A 12194-nucleotide genomic window follows, 5' to 3' on the forward strand; every position below is an offset into this window, starting at 1 on the left:
TCTATCACTTGGCAGAGTGATAGATTTTAGACTCTTATAGAGAGTCTTTCTAAAAATAGAATTGAATTAAGTATATCAAAGCAAATCAAGTAAAACAATGGAGGATGAATAATATGGCAGTTTATAGACCTGTTCAAGTTTCATATTGGCAAGATGCTTTCGTTTTAGATCTTACACCAGAGGAGAAATACTTCTACTTATACTTAATGACTAATAGCAAAACTTCTCAGAGTGGTATCTATGAGCTTCCACTACGAGTGATAGAAATGGATACAGGGTATAACCGTGAAACGGTTGAGAAGCTGCTAGAGCGGTTTGCTGATTACGGAAAAATTCATTACAACAAAAAGACGAAAGAAATTATGTTGATTAATTGGCTTAAATTCAATGCTATTACAAATATGAATATTGAAAAGTGTGTGTTAAAAGAAATCCAGAATATTAAGTGTGAAGATTTTTTAATTGATTTTTATGAGACATGTTTAGATTTAGAACAGCAGCAAGATTTTAAAATTCCTCGTATTAAGGAATACTTCCAAGCTCGTTTTGAGTGGCTTATAAGGGGCTTCGAAGACCCTATGAAGGAAAAAGAAGAAACAAAAACAGAAACAGAAACAAAAGAAAAAGAAGAAACAAAAACAAAAGAAGAAGCAGCAAGCTGCTCAAGAGATAAAAAAGTTGCAGAAGAAAATCCAATAGCATTTTATGAGCAAAACTTTGGAGTTCTTAAACCATTTGTGGCTGAAGGGATCAATGCGTGGATTGAAGATTTGAATGCACAGCTTGTTATCAAAGCAATGAAAATAGCTTTAGAAAAGAATGCACCTAATATGTCTTATGTACAAGGTATTTTAAGAGATTGGCATGCTAAGGGGTATAAGAGTATTACTGATGTTGAAGCTGCACAAACTCAATTCCGTAAGAAATACCAGTCTCGTGGTGGGAGAAGTAATGCTCGAAAAGAAATTGTTCCTGATTGGTTACATACACAAGATACAGAAGTGCAATCTCAGCCTGTAAAGCACGATGAAACGGATTTAGAGGGTGAACGTAAACGTTTAGAACAAGTATTAGCTAAATATAAAAAAGAGGCTTAGGAGGATTGTAATGCCAAAGCAGTTAACAATATTTGATGTTGAGCCTGTAGTAGCATTCGATACGGAGAAAGCACACATTCATCGATTAAATTCTAAAGTTCGTTTTACGGATGTAGTTGTTCAAGTGCCAAAACAAGTAAGAGCTACTGATGAATTAAAACCAACAACAGCGCCAGATGATCAGTATGAATTATTTGAGGAATATACAATTGGAATTTGGAGATTTAAGCGAGTGGAAGATAAGCAATTCGATTGGGAAGAAGCGGAGGAGCTTTGCAAGTCTGCGAGAGATAATAAAGAACCAATTTCAATACGACTTTATTTATCATTAGAACAATCATTTATTCCCGATAATGTTGTGGAATATCTATAGACAAATAAAAAAAGCTGAGATCACTCTCAACTTACTTCGACAAAGTAATTATAACATACGGGAGTGGTCTTAATGGGAATTATTAAAGAAAATCTTGTAGAAATGACAGCTGAAATAGATTTGGAAATAAACGGAATATATGTTGTTAAAAATGGTCAGGTCCAACTAATAGAACCACCCCAAGGTGGATTTGGTGAACAATCATTTGTATATCAAAGTGGAAAAGTAATTCGTATGGAAGAACGAAAAACACAGTTACTATAATCAAATTTGAATTTTATTAGAAATGGGGAATTAGAGATGCAATATACGATTGTTAAATATGATATGGAACTATGGTTCGATAAGAATAAAACAGCGGAAGTTATAAGAGTTGTAGATTGTGATTTAGCGATAAGCACTAACATTATGATAGATGGTAAAGTTTATCATGTTTGTGCGAAATATCCGCAAAACAATCTGATAGGTGTTAGAGAAATACAATTACAGTCTACGCCAGAAGAAATTGAATACGAAGAACATTTAATATGTCCCTATTGTGGAGGAAAGGATATAGATGCCTGGGAGCGTTCGCAAGACAGTGACACAATTAATTGTGGTAAATGCGGTTTTGAAATTGAGTATTCAAGAGAAGTTGAGATTACATATTCGACTAAGCCTATTAAAAGAAACAAACCTATAAAACTTTAATAAAAGCGTTATTTGAATAGAAAAGGGGCAAGCAAAGATAAAATAAGACCGCTCCTTTATAGGAACGGCCGTACAAATATCATGTGCTGGAGGTTGCTCCAAATGGCATAAGATGTTTTCTCTAAAAAGTATGGACAAGAAGTTTTACGATTATACGTAAAAACGGCAGGCAACTAATTAAGTTACCCGCCTGTCCTCAAGTGGTACGGAGGAGAGAGCTCCGTTTGGAAAGAGTACAGCCGTGGGAAATCGGCTTGCAGATAGTATGTACGATATAAAAAATATTATTCGTAAAGTGAAATATGAATGATTTTTTAATGAAAGTATTATTTTGTAGGATATTAATTAAATTGGAATTTTGTTAAGAGATGAAATGTTGAACAAATGTGAATGATTAGATGATACTAAGGTAAAAGAAAAAGAACCCTTTATAAGGATTCTTTTGGGGAGTCAATCTAACATTCACATTCGTAATCACGGTAATATTCATCGCACGAATCATTCCTATCATTGCAGCAGATACAAAATGTCTTTTTGATCAATACTTCAATGAAATTAAGGAATTCGGTATTATTTGTGAGAGTAAGGCTTTGAAAATCTTCTACTTGAAATACTCTTGTTTCATTTGTAGCAAGAGTCGCGATAATTGGTGTGGGAAATTTTCTTGTTTGAATAGTTACTTCGATGGGAAAGACATCTTCGGGAACAGATATTTGAAGTAATGTTTTATTGTGATTATTAGTGAAATCTTCAAAAACTCTTCTTGAAGTGTCAGGGGGTACGATAATAGTTAAAGGTGCATTTTCGGTTGGGTTAGTTTCTGAACCAGCTACGGTATGAGTTTCGATGAAACAGTTATCTTTTTGATAGTGAGAATTTGATTGCTCTTTATAATACTTGTTACGAGAATCATTTTGATTATTGCAGCAGATACAAAATGTTTTTTGAATGAATATACCAATGCTGCTATTGATATTAGTATTATTTGTGAGAGTAAGGCTTTGGAAGTCTTCTACTTGAAATCCCCTTGTTTCACCTGCAACTATTGTAACGGTAATTGGTATACGAGATTTTCTTGTTCGGATAGTTACTTCCATTGGTTGAGAAGTACTGAGATTACGGAATTCAAGTAATGTTTTATTATGGTTATTTGTAAAATCTTCAAAAATAGTTCTTGAAGTGTTAGCTGGTACGGTAAAAGTTAAAGGTGTATTAGAACCAGTTAATGTATGGGTTTCGATAAAACAGTTGTCTTTTTGATGGTGAGAATACGATTGTTTTTTACCATCTTTATAAAAATAATCAGCCATACTTATGTCGCTCTCCTTTCTTTGAGATATCTATATATTTTATTGAAAAAAGAATAGAGTGATTGTAAAAAATAATAAAATCCGCTCTCGTAATTAATTAAAAACGTTATTTGATATGTAAATGTAAGAGCACTTCGGGAAGTGCTCTGTAAAGACTATTCATTCTAAAAAGAAAAGAATATAAAATAATTTATGAATTTATTTTTGATTTTTTGTGTATTCTTTGTATAAAAAAATCATTGAAAACTGAAAACTAGATGCCATAATAGCACCTAGTTTTAAAGGAGTACTGGTACTAGTTTAATTTGATAATGTTTAATTCCAAAGCATTTATTCCGTTATCGCATGTACGAATATCTGTGTCGCCTACAAAGCTATTATTAATAAGTTGAAGTGTTGAGTTGGCTGGGACTGATAAAATAGTGTCCCCAATGAGTTGAGCGCAATCTACATCCTCTGGATCTAGTATTGAAAGACCGAAAGTAGCTTTGAAATTTGGAATCAGACTGTTATTTAATAGTATAGAAATGGTAGGCGAATAAGGGAATGAAAGGGCTACAGTCAAGTTAATCGAGGAAATGAAAGAAATCCGATAATCCCCAGCTTGTGTGATATTAATTGTGGTTGGATTTAACAGAGAAATTCCCCCTACCATAGGGTCAGCCTGATTAAAAGAAAAAGGGGATTCGAAAGGGACTGTAATGATTTCCGTTTGCCAAAAAGTTCCGTAAGCTACTGATAGTGATCCAGTCGGCCCAGTCGGCCCAGTAGATCCAGTAGATCCAGTGGGTCCAGTCGGCCCAGTCGGTCCAGTCGGTCCAGTAGATCCAGTAGATCCAGTGGGTCCAGTAGGTATTGTGAATGGTGGAACAGGTGGTAAAGTAGGTCCAACTAAATTAGGATTTATTGCAGCAGAAGATAAAAACTCGTCCATTATATTTTCACCTCTGAATAGTTAGTATTACTAATAGTAAATGCAAGGATAGAGAAAAGCGAAATGGACAAGTGAGAAATTAGACAATGGAATTTTCATAAAGCGTTATTTGAATAGAAAAGGGGCAAGCAAAGATAAAATAAGACCGCTCCTTTTATAGGAATGGCCGTACAAATATCATGTGCTGGAGGTCGCTCCAAATGGCATAAGATGTTTTCTCTAAAAAGTATGGACAAGAAATTTTACGATTATACGTAAAAACGGCAGGCAACTAATTAAGTTACCCGCCTGTTCTCAAGTGGTACGGAGGAGAGAGCTCCGTTTTGAAAGAGTACAGCCGTGGGAAGTCGACTTGCAGATAGTATGTACGATATAAAAAAGATTATTCGTAAAGTGAAATATGAATGATTTTTTAATGAAAGTATTATTTTGTAAATTAAGAAATAGGAGTGCTTGACCAAAGCCCCCCCATGACGCTAACAACAACACCCTATAAAAATATATGCTCGTTTTGCCTAAAAATGCTTTTTATAATGAAAATTTAAACAAAATAGTTATTGTATAACGACAAAAATTAAAGAACCTGTTAGTAATAACAGGTTCTGTGTACAAGGAGTTCAAGGAATACAAGGAAACTGGTCTAGAGAAACCTGTGTATTTCTTGGCTTAATAGTAATGTATTCAAAATAAGCAAAAAAATGAATGAAAGTTAAACAAAAGTTTTTTTATGACCAAAAATAAAATAACCCACTATTTAAAGTAGGTTATTTCGATGAGGTGTGCAAGGAATTCAAGGAAACTGGACCAGAGAAACCTGTGAAATTCCTTGTGATAATAATGTATGCAAAGGAATCAATAAGGTTGATGAATTTTAAACAAAATTCTTATTTAATAAAAAAATCGTGTACAAAAAATGTACACGATTATATAGAAACTATGTCTTGCGTGCTCATTGCATTCTATGTTTATTGTATGTAAAACGTGATACATTGCAATACATTAAAAGAGCACTCTTAAAAGTGCTCTCTAACCAAAACTAATATTGAAAAAGGATACCCAAGATATTATATGTATGTTTTTTAGATATGTGTAATTTTAAAACAAAATCTTTCGTTTACACAACAAAGCAGCTAGTTAACAAAACTAACTGCTTGTTGTACAAAAGAAACGCTGCGCTTACAGAAATAGTTTGTAACTTTAAGTTACAAAAATAGTATGAACAGGGTTAAAAATGTTATGCGGAAATGAAAGAAAATAAAATAAAAAAGAGCACCATGCATAAGTGCTCTTTAAGATAGGAGGTAACACTTTGAGCTGGATGGTTAGGTTAAAAGTATATGATGTAGAAAAGGAATAAGACCTAAAACTTATTTTTAACTCAATACAAAAGAACAGTTAACAAACGTTAACTGCTCAGCCCCTTGAAGGGCGCTCCAAGGGGCTAAGATTCGAGAACTTTTAAACTCTTGTTTAATTACATGAAAACTCCCTAAAGAGTATCTATGGAATTTTAACATTTAACTGATTATTTTTACAGGTATATATTGAAACTCGAATGTTAATAAAAGAAACCCCGTTTATTCACGGGGCTTCTAAGGGGAATTGTCAAGTAATGAAGTACTCGACTAATTAACGATATCATGAATTTTTTTGGTAAAAATACTGGTAAATATGTCCAAATGGATGAGAGCATTATTTTGAACAAAAACACTATTTGAGTAGAAAACATTAAAAAGGACCCGATTAGGGGTGCGGGTCTTTTTAATGGAACAATAGAACTTTATGGGATTACCAATACGTTACCATAAAAGGGAATTTATTTCCAGTGCATGGGTGTTGAGAAAACTTTATATAAAAACTTCATTTGAAAGGAAAGTGATCAGGATGGAAGTTCAATATGATACACAGGGCAGAATGAAGTACCATCCCGATTACCATCCGAATCACAGGAAGCCATACGCAACGAAAGAATTAGCCTACATATGTAAGTATTATGGATTCGGAAAGGTAAAAGGGATTGCTTTATCGTTAGGGAGAACAGAAACCACGATTAGGCAGATTGTAAATGTTCTGAGGAAGAATGGGATGTTTGAAAAATACAAAGCTATGGGTGAGTAATTACAATAAAAATTTCATTTTGTATGTATTTGAAACAAGAAAAGAGCACTTAATAAAGTGCTCTCGTGACGAGACTCATTTTGTAACGACTTTTTTATAGAGAAAGGAACACAGAATATTATATGAGTGCCCAGTTAATTGAGTGCCTGTTACAAATAAAAGAGCAGCTAGCAAAAGCTAACTGCTCCGTGAATAAGAAGAACACAATGGTCATTCGTATTCAACCTTGGTGTATCTATAGTATTAACATGTTTTAGAATTTTTAATAAAAAATGGGAAAATGAGGGGAGTGAAAGGAAAAAAACTTTTATATAAAGGGTTTTTTTTTTGCGATTTAATCTATTAATTGCACTCGTGGTAATATTCATCACATGAATCGTTATTATCGTTACAGCAGATACAAAATGTTTTTTGAATAAATAAACTAACTAGACTAGTAGGACCTTCCTGCTTTGTAAGAGTAAGACTTTGAAAATCTTCAACTTGAAATATTTTTGTTTGAACGGGTTGTAATGTAGTAGTAATTGGTATGCTAGATCTTCTTGTTAGAATATTTACTTGAACGGGTGCACTCATACCGACAACGAATAACTGAATTAATGTTTTATTGTGATTGTTGGTGAAATCTTCAAATACTATTTGTGGAGTGGTATCTAGGAGGTCAATAGATGTAGGTATATTTCCATTTAAATTTTCTCCTGAACCACCAATTGTATGAGTCTCAACAAAACAGTTATTTTTTTGATGGTCCGAATGTGATTGGTTTTTATAATACTTTTTACCATCTTTATAAAAGTAATCAGCCATATGAATTTAAAGCTCCCTTCTTTTAGATGTTTATATAGTTTATTTAATAAAGCGAAATAGTGCTTGTACAATATATTAAAATCCGCTCTCGTAATTACTTGGAAATGTTATTTGAAAATTAAAGAGCGCCATCCAGGGCGCTCTCTGACCAAAACTAATATTGAAAAAGAATACCACATGATATTTTATGTATGTTCTTAATAAATGTGCAGTTTTAAAAAAAGTATTTCTTTTGTACAACAAAGCAGCTAGTTAATAAAACTAACTGCTCGTTGTACAAAAGAAACGCTGCGCTTACAGAAATAGTTCGTAACTTAAAGGTACAAGAATAGTATGAACAGGGTTGAAAATATTATTCGGAAATGAAAGAAAACTAAACAAAAACTTCATTTTGTAGAAATAAGGAAACTAAAAAAGAGCACCATGCATAAGTGCTCTTTAAGATAGGAGGTAACACTTTGAGCTGGGTCTAGGTTAGAAGTATATGGTGTAAAAAAAGAAATAAGACCTAAATTTTATTATTAACTCAATATAAAAGAGCAGCTAGCAAAAGCTAACTGCTCAGCCCTCAGAGAAAGGGAGAAAGAAAATTACAGAGGTCACTGTGAATTCAAGCTGTATCAGCCCATTTATAGTATTGGACAGAATTTAGAATTTTATTCGGACAAACTAAAAAAGAGCAGTTATCATAGCTAACTGCTCTCACAAACCCTGCTACAATGGACTACTTTGGGGAAAAAGCAGCTTGTACTTAGTATTAACGAAATATTGGATTTTATTCGAGGGAATGAAAATTTGAATTACTTATAAACTCCTAATAACTAAAAGAGCAGCTAGCAAAAGCTAACTGCTCAGTCTTAAATAAAATCTAACTGGTTACAGCACATTAAAGATGGGTTATCTATAGTATGGACGGAATATTGGGTTTTATTCAGTGGGTAGATGCATTTAATGAAAGAATGTAGCCCACCATATTCCGAATAATGCAATCCAACCAATGTTAAGTAATATGTATTTTAAAATTTTCATAATTACTCCTTTTTATAGAATTGGTATGTAACTTAAAGTCACAGTTAGAGTATAAACGGAATCGGAAGAGTTATATGGGAATATAAGTTAATAAAAATTTTATTTTAAAAGAAAGTGGTGATACAAATGTATATCTGTCCAAAATGTTTAGAATGTTTTACTGATCAATATGAGCTTTTTGAACATTTTACATTATGTGGAGCGGATAATGAATCTTGAGTATTTTAATAAGTTCAAAGATGTAGTCGGTTTATAAAGTTGGTTCAGTAATATGTATAAAAGCAATATAGAATTACGTTTAACAAATGCGTATAATTCCTAAAAAAATACTTTTATAAGACATTATTATAAAAAAGGAGATGGCAAAGAGACATTTAAAATTATTAACAGTGAGATGAGTAATTGAATAGGATTATATTAATTACTTAATGCTGGGATATGTTTTAAATGGAGAACCAATTTAAAGAGATATTTGGTGCATGGGTTGCAGCAATAGGAACAATTACTTCCGCTATTGGAAGTACGCCTTTTGATTTTATAAGCAGTAGTGTAAGAAAGGATTTAAATGTTTATGGAAACGTATTACAGGCTGTTGGAAATGCTTTAGAGGCTGATGGTCAAGGAGAAGTGTCTCTTGAAAAAATCGGTAATGAAATCCAATCAATTGGTAATGTCGCTGTAATATCTGGATTGATTATTGATTTTAAAGAAGAAACACAAATTAAATTAGTGATTGCCGGGAATTGGACACAGGCTTTGGGTGGACTTACAGCATTAGCAGATGAATTTGAGGATGCATCCGATAAAGATGAATCCTTAAATATTATAGGAAACTTATTACAATCAATTGGGAATTCATTACAGGCAATAGGAGGTATTGACGAATTAAAAAGTATCAGAAATGAGAACCAGTCTAATAAAGAAGGTAATGTAAATGATGTGGAGAAAAATACAGACACTCAGGTAAAAAACGAAACTAATGAAAATGAAGAAGGAAAGTTAATAGATATTATAGGAAGTTGGGTTCAAGCAGTTGGTTCTGTAATTTCATTAATTGGACAAATACGTGAAGAGAGTGAGGAATTGGAAGGGAACGATGAATAGAGTAATTTAATAGAACAGTTAAAACAATAATTCTTTTAAAGTGAAAGCAAACAAAATATAGTCCGGCTAGAAAACTAGAGGACACCGATTCATTAAAGCGGCAATGAAAGCTGTTTTAGGGATAGGTGTCCTTTTTATTTTGAAAAGGGAGATGGGGAAATGAAGGTGCTAAGAGATCAATTGCGCGAATGGAAAAAGCAATCAAAACAAGCTAAGAAGAAAAACAAGAAAAAACGAAAAGAAAAACTAAGCACTCGTGACATGGAAGATTTAATGGGAATTCATGGTCCACGTTATGAACGTAGACGTGGAGCTTTAAGACAAAAGTAATTTAAAAATAAAAAGGAGTAGTCTTACATGACTAAACAATTATCTTTCTTACCAAAAATTGATAGAACAGCAACACAAGAGGAATTAGAAGGTGTGTTGGAAAGCGTACGTATACATAGACAGTTTGGGATGATGCGTAAAGAAATGAAAGTCACTCCTTCTTATGAAATACGTGAGCATGGTCCTACACATGCAGTCGGAAAACCGTTAGAAGATGTTGCTATAGCGAATATTCAACAAAGTAAACGAGAAGAGTGGCTTGAGAGAATGTCATTACGTATTGATCAGTTTCTAACTCGATTAGGAAATGGACGTGCAGGAAGTATTCAAAGGGATATTATTTTTAAACGTTATTTAGAAGAAGAGGATATGTGTGATTACATGGTTTATAACGAAATCGGCATGTCTGAACGTACTTATCGACGTTGGAAGTCTAAAGCGTTTTATAAACTTGCTTTTGCACTTGGATTAGAAGTTTACGAGACAGAAGAGACTGGAGGTAATGAATAATGAATTTTGTTCAGCCGATACGTAATCCAGAAGAAATACAACAAATTAAAGAATATCTAAAAGAAAAGAATGAACGCAATTATATTTTGTTTGTAATGGGAATTAATACAGGTCTGCGTATTAGTGATATTTTAAAACTGAAGGTTGGGGATTTAAATGGCAGCCATATATCAATGCGTGAAATGAAGACAGGTAAACAGAAACGTATTCAGATTACTGCAGCATTAAGAAGAGAGTTAAAGTGGTACATTGAAGATATGGAAGACTATGAGTATTTAATTAAGAGCAGACAAGGAAAGAATCGACCAATCGGAAGAAGCATGGCATATAAAATACTTAGTACCACAGCAGCAAATTTTGGTTTAGAAGAGATTGGGACACATATATTACGTAAGACATTTGGATATCATATGTACATGCAGACAAAGAACATAGCTTTGCTGATGGAGATATTCAATCATTCAAGTGAACGAGTAACGTTAAGATATATAGGAGTAAACCAAGATGCAATGGATAAAGCAATGACTAGGTTTAAAATCTAATCATTGCTTTTTTGTTCGAGAATAGCAACACATGCTTATCGACTTAAGAACAGAAACTTACGCTTGAACATAAAATCAAATTTAGATAAGCAAAGCTATTTCAAGTGAATAGAATCCACTCTTTAAGAATACATAAAAAATATATACAAGCGTAGTCTAATCACTACATCATTGGTGAAAGTAGAATTCTATAAATTTTGGAGGAAGAGATATGCAAAAAAAGGTTCTCCTGTTTACAGATTTAGGGATTGATGATGCGTTTGCTATACTGTACACCTTTTTTCGTAAAGACATTCAACTTGTAGGAATTGTGGCCGATTATGGAAATGTATCAAGAGAAAATGTAATAAGAAATATTAACTATTTAAAGTACATTGCGGGAAGAGAAGAAATACCTGTATTCCTTGGTGCTTCTGTACCGTTGACAGGTATATTGATTCAGTATTTCCCTGAGGTACATGGAAAAGTTGGATTAGGACCTATTATTCCACCTGAAATTTCATATCCAGTTTATCCTTTAAATGATATTTATCAAATTATAGAATCAAATTTAGAAGATCTTACAATTATCAATTTAGGAAGACTTTCTTCACTAGCTACGACTTTTGTATTAAATTTAGAAATAATGCGAAATGTAAGAGAATGCATTTGCATGGGGGGAGCTTTTTTCTATCCGGGTAACGTAACTGCTGTGGCCGAAGCTAATTTTTACGCAGACCCTTATGCAGCAAACTTAATTCTGCAGCATGCAAAGAACTTGACGATTATTCCTTTAAATGTGACTCAACATGCGATTGTTACACCGGAAATGGTCCAGCAAATCGATGCATTTCATCGGAATACACAGGATCTTGCAGGACTCATCATCAAACCTATGTTAGATTATTATTATAATTTCTACTTCAAGTCTAATCCTGGTATAAGTGGAAGTCCTATGCATGATTTTGTAACGGTGTGGTATTTGCTGAATCAAGAGGCTGTTAGTCTTTCAAGGGTACCCATTAAAGTAATTCCTGATCAAGGGGAAGGATTTGGTCAAAGCATTGCAGACTTTCGTTTCGCTACTAATCCAGGCTATAAAACGCATAATGTAGCTTTTCAGTTTGATTATGAATGGTTCAAGAAGGATATTATGGAAACGTTCCTAAAGAAGAGAGTGTAACAGACTTTATTAACTTCAGATAATACGGATTATATGAATGAAATATCACTGCACTTCACGTACAAGAATTCGACTTTTATAGGTTAAAATTCGTCTAGCATACAACGCTTCCGAAATGTTGGCTGTATCCTATCACTATCCAGCTAACAGAATAAAATATTCCTAATTTCTGGTACATTAAAACTTTA

The 12194-nt window shown here is 33.2% G+C and carries 13 protein-coding genes; 10 read left to right on the forward strand and 3 right to left on the reverse strand.

Translation table 11 applies throughout. From position 1 onward, the window contains the following. The first annotated feature begins 113 nt into the window (after nt 1–113). From ACSG5Z_RS03150 to ACSG5Z_RS03165, 4 genes are all read left to right on the forward strand, one after another. On the forward strand, nt 114–1097 hold the full coding sequence (locus tag ACSG5Z_RS03150; protein ID WP_435710652.1) for a DnaD domain-containing protein: 984 nt from the start codon (nt 114–116) through the stop codon (nt 1095–1097). Between the two features lie 10 nt (nt 1098–1107). Continuing rightward, entirely contained in the window at nt 1108–1470 is a 363-nt protein-coding gene (locus ACSG5Z_RS03155) for a hypothetical protein (RefSeq protein ID WP_001125985.1), read from the forward strand. Nucleotides 1471–1542: 72 nt separating this feature from the next. Continuing rightward, nucleotides 1543–1734, forward strand: a complete 192-nt coding sequence (locus ACSG5Z_RS03160) for a DUF3954 domain-containing protein (RefSeq protein ID WP_086398571.1) — start codon at nt 1543–1545, stop codon at nt 1732–1734. Nucleotides 1735–1770: 36 nt separating this feature from the next. Continuing rightward, entirely contained in the window at nt 1771–2160 is a 390-nt protein-coding gene (locus tag ACSG5Z_RS03165; protein WP_435710653.1) for a hypothetical protein, read from the forward strand. A gap of 455 nt (nt 2161–2615) precedes the next feature. Here the strand turns inward: ACSG5Z_RS03165 and ACSG5Z_RS03170 are convergent, their stop codons facing one another. Together ACSG5Z_RS03170 and ACSG5Z_RS03175 are read right to left on the reverse strand one after the other, a co-directional pair. Then, entirely contained in the window at nt 2616–3470 is an 855-nt protein-coding gene (locus ACSG5Z_RS03170; RefSeq protein ID WP_435710654.1) for an exosporium protein D, read from the reverse strand. Between the two features lie 295 nt (nt 3471–3765). Beyond that, nucleotides 3766–4404 carry an exosporium leader peptide-containing protein gene (locus ACSG5Z_RS03175; RefSeq protein ID WP_435710655.1) on the reverse strand — a complete coding sequence of 213 codons (639 nt, stop codon included), beginning with the start codon at nt 4402–4404 and terminating at the stop codon, nt 3766–3768. A gap of 1884 nt (nt 4405–6288) precedes the next feature. Here ACSG5Z_RS03175 and ACSG5Z_RS03180 point away from each other — a divergent pair. Next, nucleotides 6289–6522 (forward strand): DNA-entry nuclease, encoded by a 234-nt coding sequence (locus ACSG5Z_RS03180; protein ID WP_435711249.1) that lies wholly within the window; start codon nt 6289–6291, stop codon nt 6520–6522. Nucleotides 6523–6864: 342 nt separating this feature from the next. On the opposite strand, the gene ACSG5Z_RS03185 is transcribed toward ACSG5Z_RS03180, so the two are convergent. After that, a complete protein-coding gene (locus ACSG5Z_RS03185) occupies nt 6865–7329 on the reverse strand; it encodes an exosporium protein D (protein ID WP_435710656.1) in 465 nt (154 codons plus the stop codon). 1476 nt (nt 7330–8805) lie between these two features. Between ACSG5Z_RS03185 and ACSG5Z_RS03190 the strand changes: the two genes are divergently transcribed. From ACSG5Z_RS03190 to ACSG5Z_RS03210, 5 genes are all read left to right on the forward strand, one after another. Next, a complete protein-coding gene (locus ACSG5Z_RS03190; RefSeq protein WP_435710657.1) occupies nt 8806–9462 on the forward strand; it encodes a DUF6944 family repetitive protein in 657 nt (218 codons plus the stop codon). A 159-nt stretch (nt 9463–9621) separates the two neighbouring features. Continuing rightward, nucleotides 9622–9792 (forward strand): hypothetical protein, encoded by a 171-nt coding sequence (locus ACSG5Z_RS03195; protein WP_435710658.1) that lies wholly within the window; start codon nt 9622–9624, stop codon nt 9790–9792. Between the two features lie 27 nt (nt 9793–9819). After that, nucleotides 9820–10302, forward strand: a complete 483-nt coding sequence (locus ACSG5Z_RS03200; RefSeq protein ID WP_435710659.1) for an ArpU family phage packaging/lysis transcriptional regulator — start codon at nt 9820–9822, stop codon at nt 10300–10302. Then, entirely contained in the window at nt 10302–10844 is a 543-nt protein-coding gene (locus ACSG5Z_RS03205) for a site-specific integrase (RefSeq protein ID WP_435710660.1), read from the forward strand. The genes ACSG5Z_RS03200 and ACSG5Z_RS03205 overlap by 1 nt, the downstream gene beginning before the upstream one ends. 211 nt (nt 10845–11055) lie before the next feature. Continuing rightward, on the forward strand, nt 11056–12006 hold the full coding sequence (locus tag ACSG5Z_RS03210) for a nucleoside hydrolase (protein WP_435710661.1): 951 nt from the start codon (nt 11056–11058) through the stop codon (nt 12004–12006). Nucleotides 12007–12194: the final 188 nt, after the last annotated feature.

The organism is Bacillus pretiosus (genome assembly GCF_051294775.1).
In the GTDB taxonomy this organism is placed as follows: Bacteria; Bacillota; Bacilli; order Bacillales; family Bacillaceae_G; genus Bacillus_A; species Bacillus_A wiedmannii.

Excerpts from the sequence above, each read along its gene's own strand:
- ACSG5Z_RS03195 (WP_435710658.1), top strand. The coding sequence starts at position 9,622 with ATGAAGGTGCTAAGAGATCAATTGCGCGAATGGAAAAAGCAATCAAAA.
- ACSG5Z_RS03155 (WP_001125985.1), top strand. The coding sequence starts at position 1,108 with ATGCCAAAGCAGTTAACAATATTTGATGTTGAGCCTGTAGTAGCATTC.
- ACSG5Z_RS03180 (WP_435711249.1), top strand. The coding sequence starts at position 6,289 with ATGGAAGTTCAATATGATACACAGGGCAGAATGAAGTACCATCCCGAT.
- ACSG5Z_RS03210 (WP_435710661.1), top strand. The coding sequence starts at position 11,056 with ATGCAAAAAAAGGTTCTCCTGTTTACAGATTTAGGGATTGATGATGCG.
- ACSG5Z_RS03170 (WP_435710654.1), bottom strand. The coding sequence starts at position 3,470 with ATGGCTGATTATTTTTATAAAGATGGTAAAAAACAATCGTATTCTCAC.
- ACSG5Z_RS03185 (WP_435710656.1), bottom strand. The coding sequence starts at position 7,329 with ATGGCTGATTACTTTTATAAAGATGGTAAAAAGTATTATAAAAACCAA.
- ACSG5Z_RS03175 (WP_435710655.1), bottom strand. The coding sequence starts at position 4,404 with ATGGACGAGTTTTTATCTTCTGCTGCAATAAATCCTAATTTAGTTGGA.
- ACSG5Z_RS03200 (WP_435710659.1), top strand. The coding sequence starts at position 9,820 with ATGACTAAACAATTATCTTTCTTACCAAAAATTGATAGAACAGCAACA.
- ACSG5Z_RS03160 (WP_086398571.1), top strand. The coding sequence starts at position 1,543 with ATGGGAATTATTAAAGAAAATCTTGTAGAAATGACAGCTGAAATAGAT.
- ACSG5Z_RS03150 (WP_435710652.1), top strand. The coding sequence starts at position 114 with ATGGCAGTTTATAGACCTGTTCAAGTTTCATATTGGCAAGATGCTTTC.
- ACSG5Z_RS03165 (WP_435710653.1), top strand. The coding sequence starts at position 1,771 with ATGCAATATACGATTGTTAAATATGATATGGAACTATGGTTCGATAAG.
- ACSG5Z_RS03190 (WP_435710657.1), top strand. The coding sequence starts at position 8,806 with ATGGAGAACCAATTTAAAGAGATATTTGGTGCATGGGTTGCAGCAATA.
- ACSG5Z_RS03205 (WP_435710660.1), top strand. The coding sequence starts at position 10,302 with ATGAATTTTGTTCAGCCGATACGTAATCCAGAAGAAATACAACAAATT.